Source organism: Flavobacterium olei, assembly GCF_039749035.1.
Classification (GTDB): Bacteria; Bacteroidota; Bacteroidia; order Flavobacteriales; family Flavobacteriaceae; genus Flavobacterium; species Flavobacterium olei.
The window spans coordinates 16,846-36,965 of record NZ_JBDKWC010000009.1 but is presented as its reverse complement, the minus strand read 5'-3'; the positions used below and the strand labels follow the sequence as shown (position 1 = coordinate 36,965).

The 20,120-nt window shown below is 34.3% G+C and carries 23 protein-coding genes and 2 pseudogenes; 1 reads left to right on the top strand and 24 read right to left on the bottom strand.

The features are described 5' to 3' along the window. Nucleotides 1–25: 25 nt before the first annotated feature. The 17 genes from ABEB31_RS20530 to ABEB31_RS20450 all read right to left on the bottom strand — a co-directional run bounded on the left by ABEB31_RS20530 (nt 26) and on the right by ABEB31_RS20450 (nt 14,184). Nucleotides 26–814, bottom strand: coding sequence for a hypothetical protein (locus ABEB31_RS20530; protein WP_347053533.1), 789 nt, complete (start codon nt 812–814; stop codon nt 26–28). Nucleotides 815–843: 29 nt separating this feature from the next. Continuing rightward, nucleotides 844–1,692 (bottom strand): conjugative transposon protein TraN, encoded by an 849-nt coding sequence (traN, locus tag ABEB31_RS20525; RefSeq protein WP_347053532.1) that lies wholly within the window; start codon nt 1,690–1,692, stop codon nt 844–846. Between the two features lie 11 nt (nt 1,693–1,703). Continuing rightward, the gene (gene traM, locus ABEB31_RS20520; RefSeq protein WP_347053531.1) at nt 1,704–2,999 is read right to left on the bottom strand and encodes a conjugative transposon protein TraM; all 1,296 of its coding nucleotides are present in this window, start codon (nt 2,997–2,999) and stop codon (nt 1,704–1,706) included. A 4-nt stretch (nt 3,000–3,003) separates the two neighbouring features. Then, a complete protein-coding gene (locus ABEB31_RS20515) occupies nt 3,004–3,270 on the bottom strand; it encodes a hypothetical protein (protein ID WP_347053530.1) in 267 nt (88 codons plus the stop codon). Nucleotides 3,271–3,276: 6 nt separating this feature from the next. Next, nucleotides 3,277–3,897, bottom strand: a complete 621-nt coding sequence (gene traK, locus ABEB31_RS20510) for a conjugative transposon protein TraK (RefSeq protein ID WP_347053529.1) — start codon at nt 3,895–3,897, stop codon at nt 3,277–3,279. Between the two features lie 17 nt (nt 3,898–3,914). Next, nucleotides 3,915–5,117 (bottom strand): conjugative transposon protein TraJ, encoded by a 1,203-nt coding sequence (gene traJ / locus ABEB31_RS20505; RefSeq protein WP_430408238.1) that lies wholly within the window; start codon nt 5,115–5,117, stop codon nt 3,915–3,917. Between the two features lie 4 nt (nt 5,118–5,121). After that, the gene (locus ABEB31_RS20500) at nt 5,122–5,757 is read right to left on the bottom strand and encodes a TerB family tellurite resistance protein (protein WP_347053528.1); all 636 of its coding nucleotides are present in this window, start codon (nt 5,755–5,757) and stop codon (nt 5,122–5,124) included. An 11-nt stretch (nt 5,758–5,768) separates the two neighbouring features. Then, nucleotides 5,769–6,383, bottom strand: coding sequence for a hypothetical protein (locus ABEB31_RS20495; RefSeq protein WP_347053527.1), 615 nt, complete (start codon nt 6,381–6,383; stop codon nt 5,769–5,771). A gap of 15 nt (nt 6,384–6,398) precedes the next feature. Beyond that, nucleotides 6,399–7,082, bottom strand: a complete 684-nt coding sequence (locus ABEB31_RS20490) for a conjugal transfer protein TraI (protein ID WP_347053526.1) — start codon at nt 7,080–7,082, stop codon at nt 6,399–6,401. 12 nt (nt 7,083–7,094) lie between these two features. Next, complete coding sequence (locus ABEB31_RS20485; protein WP_347053525.1) at nt 7,095–9,563, bottom strand: TraG family conjugative transposon ATPase; 2,469 nt, start codon at nt 9,561–9,563, stop codon at nt 7,095–7,097. Between the two features lie 33 nt (nt 9,564–9,596). Further along, nucleotides 9,597–9,911: a DUF4133 domain-containing protein gene (locus ABEB31_RS20480; RefSeq protein WP_347053524.1), complete on the bottom strand. Its 315-nt coding sequence runs from the start codon at nt 9,909–9,911 to the stop codon at nt 9,597–9,599. A gap of 12 nt (nt 9,912–9,923) precedes the next feature. After that, complete coding sequence (locus tag ABEB31_RS20475) at nt 9,924–10,262, bottom strand: DUF4134 domain-containing protein (RefSeq protein WP_347053523.1); 339 nt, start codon at nt 10,260–10,262, stop codon at nt 9,924–9,926. 124 nt (nt 10,263–10,386) lie between these two features. Then, on the bottom strand, nt 10,387–10,860 hold the full coding sequence (locus ABEB31_RS20470) for a hypothetical protein (RefSeq protein WP_347053522.1): 474 nt from the start codon (nt 10,858–10,860) through the stop codon (nt 10,387–10,389). A gap of 227 nt (nt 10,861–11,087) precedes the next feature. Then, the gene (locus ABEB31_RS20465) at nt 11,088–11,285 is read right to left on the bottom strand and encodes a YqaE/Pmp3 family membrane protein (RefSeq protein WP_347053521.1); all 198 of its coding nucleotides are present in this window, start codon (nt 11,283–11,285) and stop codon (nt 11,088–11,090) included. A gap of 94 nt (nt 11,286–11,379) precedes the next feature. After that, nucleotides 11,380–12,582: a hypothetical protein gene (locus ABEB31_RS20460; RefSeq protein ID WP_347053520.1), complete on the bottom strand. Its 1,203-nt coding sequence runs from the start codon at nt 12,580–12,582 to the stop codon at nt 11,380–11,382. Between the two features lie 38 nt (nt 12,583–12,620). After that, on the bottom strand, nt 12,621–13,508 hold the full coding sequence (locus ABEB31_RS20455; RefSeq protein ID WP_347053519.1) for a helix-turn-helix domain-containing protein: 888 nt from the start codon (nt 13,506–13,508) through the stop codon (nt 12,621–12,623). A 304-nt stretch (nt 13,509–13,812) separates the two neighbouring features. Beyond that, nucleotides 13,813–14,184, bottom strand: a complete 372-nt coding sequence (locus tag ABEB31_RS20450; protein ID WP_347053518.1) for a hypothetical protein — start codon at nt 14,182–14,184, stop codon at nt 13,813–13,815. A gap of 187 nt (nt 14,185–14,371) precedes the next feature. Between ABEB31_RS20450 and ABEB31_RS20445 the strand changes: the two are divergent. Beyond that, nucleotides 14,372–15,546, top strand: a pseudogene (locus ABEB31_RS20445) (IS3 family transposase). A 206-nt stretch (nt 15,547–15,752) separates the two neighbouring features. On the opposite strand, the gene ABEB31_RS20440 reads toward ABEB31_RS20445, so the two are convergent. From ABEB31_RS20440 to ABEB31_RS20405, 7 genes and pseudogenes are all read right to left on the bottom strand, one after another. Beyond that, the gene (locus tag ABEB31_RS20440; RefSeq protein ID WP_347053517.1) at nt 15,753–16,268 is read right to left on the bottom strand and encodes a hypothetical protein; all 516 of its coding nucleotides are present in this window, start codon (nt 16,266–16,268) and stop codon (nt 15,753–15,755) included. Continuing rightward, nucleotides 16,265–16,816, bottom strand: coding sequence for a hypothetical protein (locus tag ABEB31_RS20435; protein ID WP_347053516.1), 552 nt, complete (start codon nt 16,814–16,816; stop codon nt 16,265–16,267). The genes ABEB31_RS20440 and ABEB31_RS20435 overlap by 4 nt, the downstream gene beginning before the upstream one ends. Then, nucleotides 16,782–17,162, bottom strand: a complete 381-nt coding sequence (locus ABEB31_RS20430) for a hypothetical protein (protein WP_347053515.1) — start codon at nt 17,160–17,162, stop codon at nt 16,782–16,784. The genes ABEB31_RS20435 and ABEB31_RS20430 overlap by 35 nt, the downstream gene beginning before the upstream one ends. 101 nt (nt 17,163–17,263) lie before the next feature. Beyond that, a complete protein-coding gene (locus ABEB31_RS20425; RefSeq protein WP_347053637.1) occupies nt 17,264–17,434 on the bottom strand; it encodes a hypothetical protein in 171 nt (56 codons plus the stop codon). A gap of 246 nt (nt 17,435–17,680) precedes the next feature. After that, nucleotides 17,681–18,340: pseudogene (locus tag ABEB31_RS21735) on the bottom strand (IS1 family transposase). Nucleotides 18,341–18,578: 238 nt separating this feature from the next. After that, nucleotides 18,579–18,983, bottom strand: coding sequence for a hypothetical protein (locus ABEB31_RS20410; protein WP_347053513.1), 405 nt, complete (start codon nt 18,981–18,983; stop codon nt 18,579–18,581). A 160-nt stretch (nt 18,984–19,143) separates the two neighbouring features. Continuing rightward, a complete protein-coding gene (locus ABEB31_RS20405) occupies nt 19,144–20,070 on the bottom strand; it encodes an AbiTii domain-containing protein (protein ID WP_347053512.1) in 927 nt (308 codons plus the stop codon). Nucleotides 20,071–20,120 lie beyond the last annotated feature (50 nt).

Here is a 20,120-nt window from a genome sequence, read left to right as displayed (position 1 = left end):
AGCTGATCCTTATTACTGCAGAGCCTTAAACCGATCTGCCCGTTTTTTTTGAACGGGAGTTACTGTTCTTTTCCTTCTGAGAGGGCTCATCATCGTTATTACTCTGGCTGTGATCTTTCTGCTTTGACTCAGCCTTTTTTTCCTCCTTGCTTTCGCGATGATTAATTCGCTGTTTATCGCCGTCGTAGACATTCAAAGTTTTAAATTGCGGGTTTGCCTCTACGTACATTTTGCTTTCCACGCCCGCTACAACAAAAGTTACAGACTGCAGGTTTCCTTTTTTTAGCGAGTTTAAAAGATCTTCTTTGTACTTTGGAGTATTGAGTTCTTTAATTGAATGTTTCTCAAGACTTGCTTCCAGATCGTAACCGTAATTTTGGTGGTAGTGATCCAGTTTGAAGTTTGAATTGCCGTCGCTTTCTTTGAAATTTAATTTCAGCCACGCGTTATAAACTTCACCCTCTTTGGTTTTCAGGTCTTTATTCACCGAGCGGCCTTCCATTAAATTATAAGCTTCTTTAAGGGTAATATTACTGCTGTTGTTATTAATATAAAAAGTCTGTTCCAATCCTTGTTTGGAATCTTCTTTTTTAAGGCTTACATGATAGGAATTAAAAAAATACAAATCGCTTTGATCTGATTTTTTAAAATTCAGCACTGCAGTCATGGAATCTGTTCCATAGACACCTTCCTTCATAAGCTTAAATTCTGTTTCTCCTTTAAGCATTTTCTCCTTCAAGTCCTGGTCGAACGTTTCTCCAAAGCCGTTATATTTCAGCTGATCTTTCAAGAATTCTAAATTTTTCTGATTCATGACAATTATTTTTTTTAGTTATTACTCATTTATAAGCTGTTTAGAACATCCAGATTTATTAGATCGTTATTCTTAATATCTATTTCTATATGCCTGCCGCCATTTTTTTCAATAAGCTGTATAGTGAGGTATTTCTTTTCGGGGATCGTAAATTTGGATACGGCATAAACTATATTCACTTCAGATTTGTCCGGAATTACAGAAGAGGCAGAAGTTGAATACAGAGGTATTACCTCTATTTCCTGAGAGGCTGTTCGCTTTGATTTCTTGCGGTCGCGTATAAAAAACCTCAGCTGGTCTATCTCATAATTAATTTTTGAATTATTGCCCAGCAAAAGCCTGAAGTACAATATATCCTGATGAATAAATATACCGGTAACATTCAGTTTCATTTCAAATCTTGAACGTTTTAGTCTTTCTAATTTTTTCTTTTTAGAAAAAGCAAGGCTAGCATAGTGCTCAATTTTCTTTTGATTGTCGTTGTCTAATGAAAACAAAATATCTCCATTTACAACAGCCGTATTATCAGCTTTAATATTTAAATCAGGACATGATTCATCATAGTTCAGAACAAATACATACAGCCGATTGTCAGCTGTTACTACAGTGAGGTTAGTCTGATTGAAATTCTCCTTTGCCGCTTTGACCAGTAAAATATTCTCAACCCCTTTAGCTTTTTGCATTAAAACATCCTGACTTCCTTTGTCGATACTTTTAATAGCATATGGAAAAACGATACTGGTAGTTTTCGAATATCCTATGTGAAGATTTTTAAACTCTTGTTGATTCAAACCTATTTTTTCATTAATAAATTGCGCATAGCCTGACAGCATTGTCAGCAAACAGCATAACATAAAAGTCCAATTTCTAATTTTCATTTTTTCATTTTTTAATTGTTCAAATTCTTTTGTTTCTCATCATACAGCAGTACCTGATAGCCGGCTTTAACAACTACTTTAATCAGTTTTACTTTTTTGCTCATCAGGCTTTTCGCCGCCTCAATTCCCATTCCAGCTGCCTGCGCTCCCCAGGAATCTGTAACTCCGGTCAGCCCTAAGGTTTGAATAGAACGGTCAACAGAAGCCTTGGCAACATCCCTGTTAATCGCACCTGGAATATAAATCCCGTCAATACCATCCATATCATACACCGTTAATTCCACCGGAAAAATTGAATTTAGAAACTGAATGTTGTTGATTTTAACTTCCAGCCTCTCCCCTTTTAAAGATGCTATTCCGTATAAAAATGTGTTTTTGGGAATCATAGTGCCTTGCAGAGATATATCACTGCTTAGTCTGAGCTTGACCACTGACCCGTTGACGATGGTCTGAGTTTCATGGATCACTGCCTCTATTGAATTTTGCTGTTTCTCCTCGTGCTCCAGACTCTCATCAGCTGTATAAAAGGAATTACTCTTTAAAGAACTTGAGATAGAATTATCCTTCTGAAGCGATGTTGTATTATCTTCTTCTTTTTTACGGTTAACCGTAAAGATTTTTCCCTTTTTATTATTTGAAGACTGTTTTAGTCTTTCCTGCACACGCGATGGATGCTGAATATCCAGTATGTTCTCAAGCATTCCTCCAAGCTGTTTGAGTTCCGGGTCAGGTTCCTGGGATTCTCCCATCTTACTCATCATTTGCTCAAGGTTCTTTACCTCATCGGAAACGCCTTTTGAGGATCCGTAGTTTTCAAACTCTCTCATGTCCTGACCATAATTGTCGGTTATTGCAGGCTGGCTGATCGCTTTTTGAAGTGCCTGCAGTTTTTGATAAACTTTCTGCTCGTTCCTGTTTTGAAATGATGACGAATTAAAACCTGTTTTGCCTTTTTGAAATCGTTGAACTTCAAAATCCGTATCTGAAAACTCTCCTATAGATTCTTGTACTGTTTTTTGATTGGAATAATTAGGATCCTTTTTGATCTCTTCCTGAAGCTTAATAGAATCTACTGCTGCCTGATCATAATAACTCATTTTATCAAGTGCTGAATCTTCTTTAAATTTTGGAAGAGGCAGATTAAAATTAAATCCCTTTTTAATTTCATCTTTTCCTCCCATCGCTTCCATTTTTCCTCCTCCCAAAGTGTAAAACAGAATAGTGATGAAAGGAAGTGTTATAAGGGGCAGAACCAAAAGCATTTTTCGCTTTTTGGATTCTTTGGGTGATATTGTTTTATGTTCCATAATTTTACTTTTTAAAATTGATAGTTCTAATTTTTGAAATGACAGCTGTCTTTTGAGTGGTTGGAAAATCACTTTCTGAAAATGCTGTATAAATGTTATAGATAAAGTAACTTCCTGTTAGAATGGTAAATGAAATCAGAAGGCAGATAAGCTTTCTTCTGGAAAGACCATTGATCAGTACATCCATTTTCTGAGCCCATTTTGTCTGTGCAGAATGATAATACCTGTGATACACAAAAGGCGTTTTCTGTTTTTGGAATAGTGATTTCATAGCCGTCTATTTTCTATTCTCAACGGTTAGATCTTTGTTTTCGATGGTATTGAAGCGTTCGATTAAAAAGCCGTGGGGATTATTATCGCTCCTTGAAACATTGCGAAGACTTCCCTCTGTTACAAGGTTTCTTTTTAAAATACTGGTTGTTCTTATAATATTCTGTTTTGCAAAACATTTAAACCGGTACGGATATTCACGGGTATCAATCGCGATACTATCAATCTGAATGGTCTGACTGATATTGCCCGAGATAATTCCGGAGTAAAATCCGTTTTCTTTCAGGTCATCATAAATACGTTTGGCACTGTCATCAGCCAGATAAAGCGCTTTTGTAACATTGGTTTTAATGACTTTATCATCGGGATCAAGAGTAAAGAAAAACTTGTGAAAGGTCTTTACGTGATCTCTTGCTTCCACCGATACATTATCTTTTCTCTCCGACGCATAAGCTTCAAGCGCTTTTCCATTTGCCAGTATATAAACCTTATCCTGCATTTGGGTTACCGACTCAAAACTTTTGTAAAGTGTATAACAGCATATCATAATACATCCCACAATAACCAGCATCGTAAAACCTCTGACATATTTAAAAGCGGTATCAATATTTTTCATTTTGGTAAACATGAGCAGATTTTTTTTGATTATTTTGAATTCCCTTTAAGCCTGTCGCTCATATAGTTTCCTTTCTCCTCAAAATAAGGAGCACTTCCGGTCGATGATGACATGCTTTGAGACATCCGCCCTGCTGCATTTCCCATTGAATCCAGCACCATACCAGCTCCCATTGATGTTTTGGAAACTACTGAACTGGTTGAATTACTAAAGAGTCCGGTAACTTTCTGACCAAAGGCGCCTCCTCCGGCAGCGTGGACTATATAATTGGCAACCGATGGAACGGTAAAATACCCTATGATTCCGATAATCATAAAAATCAAGTAAGACATATCGGTCCTGCTGAAAAAGGTGTCTCCTGTAGCCTGCACCTGGGACAGATCCAATTTTAACATCAGTTCCTGAATTTTCCCTATAATACTTCCAAAGATATTGGCTACTGGAAGCCAGAGATAAATGTTGATATATCTCGCCAGCCATACCGTGAGTGTATGCTGAAAGCCATCAAAAACCGCTATTCCAAACACAAGAGGTCCCAATATAGATAACACCACCAATTGAAATGTCCTGAGCGTATCAATGCACAATGCCGCAGCCTCAAATAAAACTCTGAGTACCTCACTCATAAATTCCTTGACAGAGTTTCGAAAATTATAGGAAGCTTTTTCCATTGCAAATTTGACATCGTTGCCGATTCCTGCCAGCATGCTCTCATTGGACGGATCTTCATCATGGGTGTACTTATACCATTTATCCCTATCCCCTGTTCCTGTCGCACCGACATACATTTTCCATGGATCAGTTTCTTTGATGGCTTTTTCTTTCTCTTTCAGAAGAACTGCAACAGCATTATTGGAACCGGTAACCATAGCGGCAGTTGCTGTAACTGTGGGTTTCATCACGCCGTTTATAAGCGCTAATACCGAAGGAAAAATCATTATACAGAATCCAATCACAAAAGGTCTGAAGAGCGGATAAAAATCAATGGGTTCCGCATTCGCTATATGTCTCCATACTCTCGAAGCTATATACCAAATCGTTCCGAATCCGGCTATACCCTGCCCAACCGCTAAAAGATTACTGCATAACGGCATCATTTCATCATACAACTGTTCCAAAACAGAGTGAAGGCTCTGCATATTATCTCCAAGTCCTTGTGCATGTATAAAAAAAGGCATTAAAAATGCGATGGTTATGAAAAGAACCGTTTTGCAAGATTTAAAAATGTTCATCGATTTAGTTTTTTAGTTCCTGAAGTTCTTTGGAAGCATAAACATCCTTCGCTTCTTTTGCTCTTTGCAGTGCCAGCACATTTGATGTTGCATTAAAGTTTCTGAGAAACAAAAGCTTATCCTGCATCTGCAGATAAATATCATCTACCGCTTGGAGCCTTTCGTCATCAGACATCCTGAGCTTGTCGGCTGTTACAACCATTGTAAGTTCATCGAGATTCCTTAAACTCTGACTCAGAAGATTTTCATAAACCTTTTCAAAATAGCTGATTTCCTTTTCGCTAAAGTTGCCGCTCTTTACAAACCGATTGAGTCCGTTTTTACTTTCCTTCATCAGCAGCATCTGAAAATTTATGATATCCCCTACTCTTTTGTAATTTTTCACAACAGGGCTCACCTGCATAAGGGCATCCAGAAAAGTTTTATGTAGGCTGAAATTTCCTTCTGTCATATCCTTGACTGTTTTATAGCCACCGGAAAGAAGTTCATAACCCTTTTTCATATCGCTTAAGATCTTTTTAAACTGGGAGAGTTTTTCAATGTTTAAGATTAGCTGCTGAATCTCTGCTGATTGTGCATTTGCTTTGTGGGAAACAATTGCCATTGAGACTGTCAATATTAAAATCAATATTTTTTTCATCGCTTTTTATTTTATAATCCATAAATAGTTCCTGCATTCTGGACATCTCCTTTTTCACGACTCTTTGATAAATACAGAAGTTTAGCTTCATTGCTAAAAGACAAACAGAAATTATAGTCCTCCAGCATCGTTTTGTGCAGCGCATCAATACGCTCTAGCCTCTGGTCATCCTTGAGTTCCAATTTTGAATCCGTAGTAATAACCAAAAGCTGGTCAAGTGTATCACTGCAGTTCTCAAGCAGTCTCTCAAAAGAACGCTCGATGTAATCCAGTTCATTTCCGTGAAATAAATCACTTGTTTTCAGATCACTATAAGTTCTTTTACAGATTTTCATTATTTTAAATTGCATCGAGAGAATTTCAGCTGTCTTATAATAATTCTTAACCTTTGGATTTATCTTCAGTAGAGAAGTAAAATAATCACCATGAAGATTCACTTCTCCTCTCTTTGCATCGCCAATAAAATTCAGTCCTTTTGGTACAACTGAATATCCTTTTTTGGAGTAGTCAATATAAACCTGAAGAGCAGCAATCTGCAAAAGGAGTTCCTTTCTCTGCTTGGCCAGTGCCTGAATTCCCTGATGTAAAAACAGCACGATCAAGGATAATGAGATTATTTTTTTCATGATATTTTCATTGAATTACGGAATTCCGTAAAATTGTTTGACCTGATTTACATCTGCCTCTGTTTTGGCCCTCTGAAGACTGAGCATTACATTCTGCTGATTAAAAAGCGTGAGATCATCATAATTGGCATCAATCTGATCTGCAGCTTCATTAATTATTTCCAGCCTTTTCAGATCGCTCATCTGCGTGGTAAAAGAATCCAGTATTAAAAAGATCTGGTCAATATTTTTCACGCTTTCTTCCAAAATACCCGAATAAACACGCTCCATATATTGGATTTCATTGTCTTTAAAATGAGTATCCTGTTTGAATAAATTCCAGGATCTTTCATATTCCTCTACCAGTTTGGTCTGCTTCTTAGTAATATCTTTTATCCTTTGGTAATAGGTAATAATAGATTTTACTTTTGCCAGTTCTTCGTAATAGCCTTTATATAAATCTTTCTGCTTTTTAGTCCAGTCCGAAATTTCATCCAGCTTTAACTTAGAGAGTACATTTTCAATCTGTTTCTGGGCATTCTGAAGCCAGATCGTTTTGTTCTGAAGTTTCTGAATCCTAAGGTCAATTGCTTTTATCACTTTTTTGGTGACCGCTTTTACAATTTCCAGTATCGGCAGTGCAGCTGTCTTTTCTGCCGGCCTTGCCGGCGTGCTGATTAGCAATAGACAGATTATGCACGTAATTATTCTTTTTTTCATTTTTCTTTTCATTTAATTCCCATTCCTCATATCGCGGGCGATAGCTGCGATTCCTTTTTTGATGTCGCCTCCGAACTTTTTAGCATAGGCATTCATTTTCACCTTCTCGCTTTCCTCCGTTGTATAGGCCAAATACTCCTCCAGTGAAACTTCTGTTCGGTACACTTTGGAAACCATACTTCCCAGTGAAATAAACACTTCCTTGTATTTCTTATCAGGATCATTCGCTTTATTAACCGATAACACAAGTGCCTTTTCTTTTTCCGTCAGTCCCAGCAGTTCCTGTATCTGATCAAACTTATTCTGGTACTTGCTTTGGTCCAGCAGGATCTTGCAGTCACTGTTATTGATAATGGCCTGTTTAACTATTGGGGAAGAAATGATATCCTCTACCTCCTGAGTCACTACAATGGCTTCTCCAAAGAATTTCCGCACAGTCTTGAACAAATACTTAATATATTCGGACATCCCTTCTTTGGCAATCGCTTTCCATGCTTCTTCAATCAGGATCATCTTACGGATGCCTTTGAGCTTTCTCATTTTGCTGATAAAAACCTCCATGATAATGATCGTTACCACAGGAAATAGAATAGGATGGTCTTTGATGTTATCGAGCTCAAAAACAATAAACCTTTCCTTTAAAAGTTCCAGATTCTCTGTCGCATTTAAGAGATAATCAAACTCTCCTCCATTGTAATATGGCCGTAGTACATATAGAAGATTGTTTACGTCAAAATCCTTTTCTTTTACCTTATCGCCTTCCAATATCTTTACAAAATCATCTTTCAGGAATTCATAAAAGCTGTTGAAGCATGGAAAGAGATTGGAGTTCAACTCTAGTTTTTCATAATACAACTGAAGCGCATTTGATAAAGCAACATACTCACTTCGATTAAAGGTTTCATCGTCTTTTTTCCAAAGTGCCAAAAGCAGTGTTTTAATGCTTTCTTTTTTCTCGGTATCCAGAGTATCACCTTCCGAAATATAAAAAGGATTAAAGCGGATCGGGTTCTTCTCATCGTAAGTGAAATAGTATCCGCTAACCATATCGCAAAGCCCCTTATAGCTGTGACCAACATCCACCAGTACAATGTGGGTTCCCTGCTCATAATAACTTCTCACCATGTGATTGGTAAAAAACGACTTACCGCTTCCCGATGGACCGAGTATAAATTTATTTCTATTGGTGCAAATCCCCATTTTGACGGGCTCATCGCTGATATCTACATGAACAGGTTTTCCAGTTAGCCTGTCTCCCAGCCTGATTCCAGTTGGACTGAGCGAAGACCTGTAACCTGTTTCCATATTCAAAAAACATACTGCCTGCTCAATGAAGGTGTCAAAAGTATCATTCATTGGAAAATCAGCTGCGTTTCCCGGAATCCCTGCCCAAAAAATCTGTGGAGCACCGACGGTTTCCTGTTTGGCAGCTGCATCCATCTGAGCAAGGGCTGATGACACCTTGTTTTTAATTTCCTTAAGTTCCTCCTTATCAGCGCTCCAAGCCAGGACATTAAAATGCGCTTTAACAGGCAGCCTCTGTTGGGATACCGCTTCATTGAGAAAATCGTTCGTCGCATCTCTGGCAATCATATTCTCCCTGCTGTATGCCGATAAGGACTGAAGTCTTAATCTTTTACTTTCGAGTTTCTGAATAGTTTTCTGGGCGTCTTCAATAAACAGATACTGATTATAAATGTGATTACAGGATAAGAGCTGTCCCAAAGTGGATGCAAAACCGATACTGAATTTGGTTTTATCAGTGGAATACCGATCAAAATTGATTCTCGAACCGCACAACGCCGGCAGATCAGCCGCATCTCCAAGTGTGAAAAGCTGGCAGTGTTTATCGCCAACCGCTAAACCTTCATCAAATTTTATATCTTTAAAAATAAATGAATCATCACTCTCTGATAAAAAACAGTACTTTTCAATCAGTCCTAATTTTCTGCTTTGACTTTTAAGTGAATCATTTTTCATTCGGGTAAGCTTAACGAAACCGCTGTCTTCCAAAATTCTTTTAAACTGTCCTGTACAGTCGATAAAATCTTGTAATAGTTGTGCTTTTAAAGTTTCTTCCGGCACAATTGAACGTCGCAAAAGATTTGAAAAAAGGGAGCTTGAATTCTTTCTTCCCTGTGGCTTCTTTGTCAGCATAATGTAACAGGAATGATCCAAAAATGGTCTTTCATTAAAAAATCGCTCACTGCTTCTGGTTAGAAAACTACTGTCATCACTTGTAAAGTCCGCTTTGTGACTCCTTTCTAAAAACCAGTCCTGCTTGTGAAAAACACAGAATTTAGGAAGCACTTTTATTGCTTTTATCCACGACTGATGAAAAGCTTCATATTCCTGATCAGACAAAGTAAAAATCTCAGGCAGCTCAGCCTTAAACACAATTGTTACATCGCCCTGCTTTGATAAAATACAGTCATGCTCTACTGCCATAATCGGCAGTAAATCTTCCATCCTCTTCTCCATCTCCTCTTCATTTTCACCATTAACGTTCTATAGCTACATCTTTATAAAAATAGCCCTACTGTAAACTTTTATACATTTTGGAACCTGCTTTTTGGCCAGCGCCTTCATCATGCCGTATTCTCCGTACTGGTTACTCATTTTGTATATTTTAAAAACAAGAAATGTACCTGCAGTCCCGATAAAACCAACACACAATAGTGACGGAAGACCAATAATATACAGGACTGCAAAAAGTATCATTAGTGATACAACACCTCCTCCCAAATACCATATGTACTGAGCTTTTAAGCCTTTAAATTCTATACTCTGATTAATTCCTTTGTTGATCTGGTAAACACTGTTACTCATAAGATCTAATGTTTAAACCCCGAAGAAGGATTTAATTACCGTAGCTACAACAACTAGAAACACACAGCTTCCAAACCATGCTGCCGCAACTTTTCCAGTATCTGGATCGCCCGCATTCCATTTCTGATAGACTTTAACTGCTCCGATTAGGCCCAGTATAGCACCAACAGCATACATAAGTTCTGTACCTGCATCAAAATAACTCCTCACCTTTTGGTTTGCTTCATTAATTCCCGCTACACCATCCTGTCCATAAATTCTTGTTTCGTATACTAACATCAATGCAAGAATGCAATATGACATTACTTTTTCCTCAGCTAATTCCTTTAATTTCCACCAGCACTTTCTCATCACAAATCATTTTAAAATTTATATCAATTTAAAAAGCAGAGGAATATCGCCGTTGCAACTCTATTTCCTGTCACACAAAGCCATACCGCACCAGAGAGAACAGGGATTATTCCTCCGCTGAATTTTAAGAAATAGTCTCTTCCCACAGAGTATCCGCTTCGGCAAACGTCAAAAAGAACTGCGGGTGCTTTTCGCTTTCAGAGACTATTAGATTATTTATGTTTTCACGTAAAGAGGAGATCTTCACGTATGGGTACTCTTCCAATACCATTTTAAGGTAATTTTGAAATTGTTCTTTTGATAAGTTCATTTGAGAGCTTTCTTCTACTACCTGTAGTATACGGGTGGAGAGTTCCTCGGCATCTTCTAAAGTATCAAACGATTCTGAAAAAGCGGAAGACAACGATTTTTGCCCTCTTCTGTCTTCTAACTCGTTTTTAGAAGTTTTTTTTAATGCAGGAAATTTGAGTTTCTTATCTCCCGAGAAAAGTTCCCTTAAATCCTTACTGTAAAATTTTAGTATTAATACCAAATACCAAATCAATAGTAATATACCTATGGCAGCGAGGTAGCTGCCCCATGAAACATTTGTAAACATAGTCATCATCATTTATCATTCAACATTCATCTATTCTATGTAAATCATTATCACAAAATTTGATATGATTCATTCTACAAGTCAAAGGAACGATTAAGATAAGTCTGCTACAAGTACAACTTTTTGTTGTACCCTTTTTGTACCCCTGAAATTTTACAACAAAAAAAAGGCTTACAAAACAATAGTTGATTGTTTTGTAAGCCTCAAATTGTAATTTTTTAAATATCTTATTTACTTCTTAAACTTCTTATCAGTTTATTGTTGCGTTTATCTGCACGGGAATTCTGCAGTGAGATTACCGCCCAAATTGCGGCGGGAATCCATCCGATTAATGTAATTTGAAGAATCAAGCAAATAATTGCTGTAAAAATCTTTCCTCTTAGAAGAAAAGAAACACACGGAAAAAATATTGCAATTAGTGTCATAATTTATCTTATTTAGTAATATGTCGTGGATAATAAAATTTGTTACTCTAGTCATAGCAGTTTTTTCTTTTATATTGCGTACTGATTAAGAATCTCAGTACGATTGAATTTTAGTTATAATTTTCTCAAGTATTTCGATTGCTATCTCCTTATCCCTCTCCTCGGCATTGTATGACTTACTTCTAACTGATTGATAAGAAAGATCTTTTTTAAAAGGTGTAGATAAGTGAGGTACAATTGTTTTAAAAACGTGGCTCATCGATTTGGCTCTTAGAATACGAGATTCATCGCTTGCACGAAGTATAAGAGCAATTTGATCGGAAGATAAAATACATTCGATTTTGCTTTGTGTTAATTCACCTTTCTGCTCTGTCTGCGGTAAAGTATCTGCAGTATTAAGATCTCCTGACAATTCCATCTTTTGCTTCAGGTAATCAATTTCATGTCCGAACCATACACTTAGAGATTCTTTAATATTCTTTTGACTGGGATCGAAACTGAATTTTTCACAGGAATGAAATTGATTAAACTCTTTAAATAAATATAACAATTCATTCATACGGTCCTTTAAATTTCGCTGAATCTGTAACCTGGCATTTATTCGGTCACTGAGAGAATGAACATAATCCAAACCGTTAAAATTAGCTTCAATTAGAAGCTCATCAAACGCAGTAAAGAAAATAACCCTTTCTTGAGTAAAATCAAATTCTTCAATTTTTCGCAGTAGTTCTTTCTGATAAAGAAGATGTCGATAAGTGGTTTTATATCCAATATGGGATTGTAATACTTGATTTAAAGAGTTTATAATAACCCGCAGTATATTTTGATCCGTATCAAAAACTATTTTTTTTGATTTTAGTTTTTTGATTTTCAGCTGAAGTTCATTTCGTGATACCATCGTATAAGTCAAGGGTACGCGATGGTCCAGGCTTAAAAAACTTGAAAATCTGGCTTCAATAAACGAAAGAAGTCCATCTAAGCTTGTGATTACAAGATCGGCAATAGCTGCCAGTTCATCATTTTTATATAGTTGGTTGTTTTTATTCTCTACGATGTTGTCAAGGAGAAAAATAAAACTGGAATGATATTTCCTGACTAAAAGTCTAATCTGCCTTTTTTTTCGAATAGCAAAAACTTCGTTTTTAATTTGAACTTGGATTTTTCTAGATTCTTTTGAAAGATCTGCGCTTATCAGAGCTAAATCGTGCTTCGTTATTGAAGTACTACTTATATTTTCGGGTTTTAAGGTTTGTAGTATTAAATTATCTAACCACTCTAAAGGATATATTTTAATCATCGTACTATTGTTTAAATTGACATTTAATGCAATAAAAACTAGCGTGTTTTAAACTTTTCCATTGCATTCGAACGGTACTGAGATGGGGATATTGAAGTATGCTTTTTAAAGAAAACACTAAAACTGTTTGCCGTTGGAAACTCTAGTTCATCTGCGATATCAACAATTGTTAACTGCAAATCTTCAAGTAAGTTTTCAGCTTCGCTAATAATAGTTTCAATTATCAATTTTTTTACGGTTTTACCGGTCACTTGTTTGACAATTTTGTTGAGATGACCTGTTGTCACATAAAGGGCACCAGCATAAAACGGCGCATTATGTTGTTTTTTATAGTGAATCGCTAAAATCGTAAGAAATCGAATTATTAAGCTTTCTTTTCTTGTAAAATGTTGTGAAGTATCAGAAGTATACTTTGTGTAGATAAGTCGCAGCTCATACAGAAAAAGATTAAAACTAATCCGCTGTAATTCGGCATCAACACCATTTTGCTTAGCATCTTTATTTACAAAATAAATAAGTTTGTAAATTAGGGAAAGAACTAAAAACTCCTTCTCTTCAAGTGCAATTTTTAATGATGCCTTTCCTATAAAAAAATAAAAAGAATCAACAAGCTTTTTTTGCAAACCATGTTCGGCAGCAAATTCTGAACTGAATGATATTAAATACAATTGTAATTTCCCCTCCACTTCCAGTAATGTACAAAATGAATCTTTGGGAATAACAAGCAGATCTTTTTCAGACAAATCCTGAATAATTTCTTTAAGCTGAATCCTAAATTTACCAGACTTGATTAGCAGCAGCGAAAAATTGGAAACAACGAAGGATTCGGCTGGTTCACTCTTGACAACATATTTTTTTATAATATGAATGTCCAGACCTGGAATTGGCAGATCTTTTAATTCTATGTTTATTAAATCTTTAATCATGTTTTCGATATTTCAAAACAGTACTTAGAACTTTACTATTTTATAAGTTAGTTTTTACTTTCAAAAGCCCGTTCCATAATAACAAACGCCAAAAAATAAAGATTGGAAAGCGATGTTACGAAAAACAGAAAAGCGAAATCTCGTGGATCAATTATTCTCTTACCAGTAGTAGTTACACAGCCGATTATTTCATCATAGAAAAAAAGATCTATGATGAAATAAAGACTGATAAGATTAAAAATGGTCAGAGCAACGTATAAAAAATTTCGTCGTTTCATTTTTTTAATATTAGTTATAATAAAAATCATTGTTTAACTACGGTGTTGAGAAGTGCAATAATTGTAATTATAGGGGCTTGATTATTATCGAAAAATGCTTTTGCATGTCTGGTTCCTACAGAGGTTTCCCAATCTCTGTCCTTACGTTCAGCCTCTGCGTATAAAGCATAACTCGAAATAGTTGAAACAGTTAAAATAGCTTCTTTTTCCTCAGCCAGTAAAGTTGTATTTGCTATAATTCCTGTGTCAAAAGAAATTATGTAGTCCCGAATAGTCGCATACTCCTCATCTTGTTGAGCAATTAAGGTTTCTACAAAAAGTAAGAGTTGTGATTTACTAGCTGCACTTATTGAACAATTTTCAACTATTTCAAGAAGCACCACAGATGGATTATCCAAAATCGCAGCTATCTCTTCGGTTGTGTATCCTAAATTTGCACTTTTATGATTGTAATTAATTTTATACTGCTGGGATAAGAAAGTTATCTGGCGTCTAATCTCCTCTATTGAATTAGGATCATTATTGATTTGGATGTGCTAACTTAGCATGGAGTTCTAGTTAAGAACTAAATCTTAACTTTAGAGCATGAAAGAGAATCGTAAAACTTATGACCGCAATTTTAAAGAGAAAGCTGTCCAATTAAGTTATGAAAGAGATAATATCTCACAATTAGCGAAGGAACTTGGGATAACAGCACCTTTGCTTTACAAATGGCGTCAGGATTACCAAGAATTTGGAACAGGAAGTTTTCCTGGGAAAGGAAAATTAAAACTTAGCCCTGAACAGGAAAAAATCCATGAGCTTGAAAAAAAATTAAAAGAAACAGAATTAGAACGTGATATTCTAAAAAAGGCTATAAGCATCTTTTCCAAGGGAGGTCGATGATTTATCTTTTCATAAAAGACCATGAAAAAATATATTCGATTGAAAAGATGTGCAAAGTTTTAAAAGTAAGTCCAAGCAGCTATTATAATTGGAAGCGACAGATTCTATCAGAAAGACAGAGGAAGACTGCTCTGATTAAAGAAGAAATTACGTCAATATACTTTAATGCTAAACAGCGATATGGAAGCCCAAGAATTACTCTGGAACTCCAAAGCCAAGGATATCAGATATCCAGAATAACTGTAGCTAAATACATGAAGCAGTTAGGATTGTACAGTAAATTAAGTAAAAAATTCAAAGTAACAACCAATTCAAAACATAATCATTTTGTTGTGCCAAATATCCTGAAAAGAGAATTTACGGCAACAGAACCAGCAAAGGCATGGGTTTCAGATATCACCTATATACAGACAAAGGATGGATTTTTATATCTGACCATCATTTTAGATTTATTTGACAGAAAGATAGTCGGCTGGAGTTTAAGCAATGGACTAAGTACAAAACAAACTACAATGATGGCTTGGAAAATGGCAGTCAAGAATAGAACAATTGCAAATGAATTAATATTCCATTCTGACCGAGGCATCCAATATGCCAATAAAAAATTTGCTGATGTATTGGACTCTTATAAAAGTATCACAAGAAGTATGAGCCGTAAAGGAGACTGCTGGGATAATGCGGTTGCTGAAAGTTTTTTCAAATCTTTAAAAACGGAATTGGTTTATGGAAGTAAATTAATTTCTAGAGAACAGATGGAACTTGAAATTTTTGAATACATCGAAATTTGGTACAATAAAAAAAGAAGACATTCGGCTTTGAACTATAAAACAATTGAAGAATTTAATAAACTAACTAATTATAAAAATGTAGCTTAACTTTTTCTCCAGTTTTTGTTTGCATATCCACTCTTTTATAGGATATAAAAAATGATTAAGGGTGCAAAAATGCACCCTTATTTATGTCTCGAATTTTCGTTAGCAGATCCAAATTAATAATTAACATTTTATATTTTTTTAGTTTTTTAGGTTATTATTTTATAAAACACCTATTTTGAACACTACGAAACTCGCAATGTAAAACACTAATCAAATTTTGGATTATAGTATTCAAATTTTAATTCAGAATTATGAATTAGAAATTCAATAGCTCTGTTTGAACTTTTCTCCTTTTCTAAACGCAATAATCTTTTTCTTAAAGTATGTTTTACATTTAATAAGTTTATATCAAACGATTTCATTTCCAATGCAAGCTTTGGTTCCCATGGGCGCATAACATAATTATAGTTTCTCTTTTTATTAAAGATAAGTACTGATATTATGGGAAATCCTTCAACGAGAACTTCTTTTTTTGCAATTAATTTACCCAAAAGAAAATAGCCTATAAATACTTTTTTCTCTTTTATAACAATGCCTTTTTCTAATAATAGTAGAGAAATTAAAAGCAAGATTATTATACCCAAAATAATTGCAACGTAATACGTTAACATATTTAATTTAGAGTTTAATATTCCTAAAAAAACAAAGGCTATTATAAATAAAACAAAAAATAAATTTTTCCGCTGATTATATTCAAAATTCTTCTCTAATATAATTATCATTTACTTTTAATATTGGGTTCATTTACAACTATTACTTTGTGTGTCGCCCTTACTAAATTCTCGATATAACGAACTTTATCTATTGACTTTTGAGAAAATGTATCAACTGTCACATGATCATCAATAATACCATCCAAGTAATAAGTTCCTAATTCTGAAAATTTTATTCCGTAAATAGGTATTGATTTATTGTTAATTGCTCCAAAAGTATCTAATTCCATTTTTTTTAGCTCATCGACACTATACTTTATATCTTTTGTATTTCGCATATAGTAAAGTATATACCTGCTTCTTTTCTTATCATCAAAAGTTTTGGTAATGGTATCTAGTACACTTTTATAATTAATATTGCCTTTATAGACTTTATTAATATAGACTGTATCAGGAAAATCAAAATAAAACTCAACAGTTTCATTTTTAAAACCATTGTGAACAATACCTTCTTTTTTGACACGTCCTTTTTCAGCGTTTTGATTGTCTTTACAAGAACTAAAATTTAATATCAAAATAGCACTAACGGCTACTATTATTCTTTTTTGCTTCATCATAAGCTTTACTTTTTTCTTTAGCGTCATTAGCCCTAACTTTATTAATATCTCCTCTTTTTACAATTGTATCTTTTTTAAATGTCTGAACTTGTGATGGATTAATTCCCATTGCGGGTACAGCTCTTGAGTTTTCAGTTTCAATAGTTACATAATCACCTTCTTTACTTTTGCTCATCGTTGATTCAGATTTTACTTCTTCTCCGCCATCTGGAGTTTTGACAAAAGGATTACTACCATCTGGTGCTACCCCTGGTACCGTCGTCGGCGGACCATAAACATCTGTCAATCCAATAACTGCACTCATATCAACTTGTTTCGTTTCTCTACCCGCTTGGTCTGTTGTCATCCCGCCTGACTTTCCTCCTTCGGTCGCAAAACTAACACCAGAACCAGAAGCTTTTCTAGCTTTTTCGGGTTTACCTATTTTAATATCGGGAGTTATTTTATCTAAGATGGCACTAGCTTTTGGGCTACTTCATTTCTTAAATTGGAAACAACCGTACTTACCTTATTTGCAACGTAATTTCTCACTGCAGATTTAGCTCTATCGATTAATCCTGTAAAAGGGTTATCTGGCCACATACCATCCGGGTCAATAAAATACACAGGATTATCCATTGCATAGTTATAAGGTGACCATCTGCGACCTTGTTCTGCAAGTGGATCAATATTCATCCATCTTCCAACTGCTGGATCATAATTACGTGTCCCGTAATCGTAAAGTTAAGCCCCAGCTCGTCTTGGAGCTCTTTGCCATTGTACTTATACTTATAAGGGTTTGCGACTATTTTTACAAGGTTTTACCTGTTAAATACAAAATTTTTAAGAACAGGATTTTAAAGGATAAACTTACTATTTTATTACTCAAATCCAAAAATAAATCTTTAAAACAGCAGTCAAAACAACCAAACTTTTACTAAAGCAGATTGTACGTCTGTTGAGTCTTTTCAGATGAGTTCTGAGTGTCAGATTCTTCCTTTCAATATGATTTGTTCCGAAACGTTTGATAGAATGCATTTTCTCATCAATCAGATACCTGTAGTTTTTTAATCTGTCCGTAAATATCTTTTTAGCGTTAGATAATTTTAAAGTTTCCAGAACACGGTTAAGCGTATTATTGGTTCATTTCCCAACATTAAAACTCACAACTGTTTTAGAATTCTTTTCCAATGCATAAACCAGCCAGATATAATTTTTCTTGTGTCTGATATAAGTGCACATCTCATCGACTTCATAAGTTTTGCCTTTGCTGATAATTGGTTTGGTAATATTTCGGGCGATAAAAACGATTCTTTTTAATAATGTTGTCGTTGATATTTTCAGTATTCTTGCGGTGCTTCTTATTCCTAGTCCTTCTTTTGTGAACAACACTATCTCCTGATTGATATCCCTTTTGTAGGCGTTGTAGCTATAGTCAATCTGCTGTCTTCTTTGACAAACACAACATTTATAACGCTGATTTCCGTTAGATTGAAATCCATTTTTTATGCATTTACCATTGCAAAAATTACATTTTATTTTCATGACCTAATTTGAAACACTAAGGTAAAGTAAATGCATTTTAAGGTTTATTAAAAGACAAAAAATGAAAGAGACGACCTGCTAGTCGTCTCTTTTTTTATTCAATAATTAAAATTTAATCTTCTTTTTCAGTTTGTTAAGTAGTTAAATTATAAAAAACACCTAATCTGTAACACTACCCAGAAAAAAGGAGATATTTTAGTAGCAAATATTAATGCAACTAGTCCAATTTATTATTAAATTAAACTAAGAAATAATCATCTGTTTCTTTAAAATACTCTTTTATTACTACTTTAAATGGAGCATCTTTTAGACGAATCCTACAACTTTCAGATATCCATTGATAATATTGGATACCAATCTCTTCATCTATTTCATTTGACGGAAAGTAAATGTATTTTTTTAATATTGGGTAAAACAATATAAATTGTTCTGTTCTATTCAATTGAGCACTTTCTTTTACTTCCGGTAAATCAGCCTTAATTTCAATATAAACTCTATAATATTTTTTTCCAAATCTAATTACAGTTTCATTAAAAATAGCTATTTCGGAGATGAAACTATGGCAATTTTCTATAAACGAAATTTTTTCCTCTAGCCATTTTACAGTTTGTCTAATCTCATCATTTTTAAATTTATTATCCATTTATGTTTATATATTAATACCAGTATTTAAGAAATGGGCGATAAATGTTTTAAATAGTTAAGTGTTTTAATATACTTAGCATTACTAATATTTATATATACTATTTACGAGGATAATTCTATAAAAAACATAAATCATGTTAAATATTAAGCTAATAACTTTACATTCCCAAATATGCTTTTATACCTTCAGCTAGCAAAGTTCCAGCTGTTCCAATGCCAACTTGCCAAGTTCCATCCAATGTTTTTCCAAGCATTTTTTGAATCCATTTATTAGTTTTATCTCCAAATGTTCCATTTTCATAATTAGGTTTATCTTCATCAATAATTTCAATTAACTCATTTGCATCAATTTCTGATATTCCAATTTCGTTTAAATGATTTTTCAACTCATCTAAACCACCCTTACTAATACTTATTTTAGCATTTATTTTAGCATTCTTACCGGTGCTTAAAATATTGCCGTCCCCAGTATTGTTTATGATTGTTTGGTTCATTATTTTAGAGATTTCTTTTGATTTTTCAGATAAATCTTTTATTTCGGTTAAGTTTCCATACTCAGAATCTATTTCAAGCATAAAATCAAGTAATTTATTTCTGACTTGGACAAGTATTTCCTTAACAGCAGTTGTTGGAATAATTTTTCTCGCATTTATCAACCTCAAATAAGGATTTCCCATTTGAATCCAATTCTCTTCTATCATTCCAATAATTTCAGCTGGAAATGGATACATTAGAGTTGAAGATTTAGAATCACTTGTCAAAGATTCTAATGCTAGAATACTAATAGTAAAATTTGTTTGTGATAAAGATGATTTAAATGTCTCTTCCATACCAACTATTGGAACAGCTTGATTTGAATATTTCATATTTCCAACAATATAATCTCCTTTTATATAGCAACTTATATTTTTTCTATAAGAAGGAAGTTCTTTTTCAGAATTATAACCATTACTTTCCTTGCTTACCCATTCTGATAAATCTTTATTTTTAATTCTTGAAGCTAGAACTTTTGTTTTTAATAATGCACTATTTAAAGATTTATCATTATCAACTAGATCATTTATTATATCACTTATTAATTTCATATTATTTTTTTTAAGATATAATATTATGTAAACTACTATATCGTCTTCAG

Coding starts and splice junctions, on each gene's coding strand:
- traM (WP_347053531.1), bottom strand. CDS start 2,999: ATGGAACATAAAACAATATCACCCAAAGAATCCAAAAAGCGAAAAATG.
- ABEB31_RS20530 (WP_347053533.1), bottom strand. CDS start 814: ATGAATCAGAAAAATTTAGAATTCTTGAAAGATCAGCTGAAATATAAC.
- traJ (WP_430408238.1), bottom strand. CDS start 5,117: ATGAACATTTTTAAATCTTGCAAAACGGTTCTTTTCATAACCATCGCA.
- ABEB31_RS20475 (WP_347053523.1), bottom strand. CDS start 10,262: ATGAGAAAGTGCTGGTGGAAATTAAAGGAATTAGCTGAGGAAAAAGTA.
- ABEB31_RS20480 (WP_347053524.1), bottom strand. CDS start 9,911: ATGAGTAACAGTGTTTACCAGATCAACAAAGGAATTAATCAGAGTATA.
- ABEB31_RS20470 (WP_347053522.1), bottom strand. CDS start 10,860: ATGTTTACAAATGTTTCATGGGGCAGCTACCTCGCTGCCATAGGTATA.
- ABEB31_RS20500 (WP_347053528.1), bottom strand. CDS start 5,757: ATGAAAAAAATATTGATTTTAATATTGACAGTCTCAATGGCAATTGTT.
- ABEB31_RS20430 (WP_347053515.1), bottom strand. CDS start 17,162: ATGACAACAGACCAAGCGGGTAGAGAAACGAAACAAGTTGATATGAGT.
- ABEB31_RS20495 (WP_347053527.1), bottom strand. CDS start 6,383: ATGAAAAAAATAATCTCATTATCCTTGATCGTGCTGTTTTTACATCAG.
- ABEB31_RS20465 (WP_347053521.1), bottom strand. CDS start 11,285: ATGACACTAATTGCAATATTTTTTCCGTGTGTTTCTTTTCTTCTAAGA.
- ABEB31_RS20485 (WP_347053525.1), bottom strand. CDS start 9,563: ATGGAGAAGAGGATGGAAGATTTACTGCCGATTATGGCAGTAGAGCAT.
- ABEB31_RS20490 (WP_347053526.1), bottom strand. CDS start 7,082: ATGAAAAAAAGAATAATTACGTGCATAATCTGTCTATTGCTAATCAGC.
- ABEB31_RS20405 (WP_347053512.1), bottom strand. CDS start 20,070: ATGAAATTAATAAGTGATATAATAAATGATCTAGTTGATAATGATAAA.
- traK (WP_347053529.1), bottom strand. CDS start 3,897: ATGTTTACCAAAATGAAAAATATTGATACCGCTTTTAAATATGTCAGA.
- ABEB31_RS20515 (WP_347053530.1), bottom strand. CDS start 3,270: ATGAAATCACTATTCCAAAAACAGAAAACGCCTTTTGTGTATCACAGG.
- ABEB31_RS20455 (WP_347053519.1), bottom strand. CDS start 13,508: ATGATTAAAGATTTAATAAACATAGAATTAAAAGATCTGCCAATTCCA.
- ABEB31_RS20435 (WP_347053516.1), bottom strand. CDS start 16,816: ATGATGAAGCAAAAAAGAATAATAGTAGCCGTTAGTGCTATTTTGATA.
- traN (WP_347053532.1), bottom strand. CDS start 1,692: ATGAAAATTAGAAATTGGACTTTTATGTTATGCTGTTTGCTGACAATG.
- ABEB31_RS20425 (WP_347053637.1), bottom strand. CDS start 17,434: ATGGATAATCCTGTGTATTTTATTGACCCGGATGGTATGTGGCCAGAT.
- ABEB31_RS20440 (WP_347053517.1), bottom strand. CDS start 16,268: ATGATAATTATATTAGAGAAGAATTTTGAATATAATCAGCGGAAAAAT.
- ABEB31_RS20460 (WP_347053520.1), bottom strand. CDS start 12,582: ATGATTAAAATATATCCTTTAGAGTGGTTAGATAATTTAATACTACAA.
- ABEB31_RS20410 (WP_347053513.1), bottom strand. CDS start 18,983: ATGGATAATAAATTTAAAAATGATGAGATTAGACAAACTGTAAAATGG.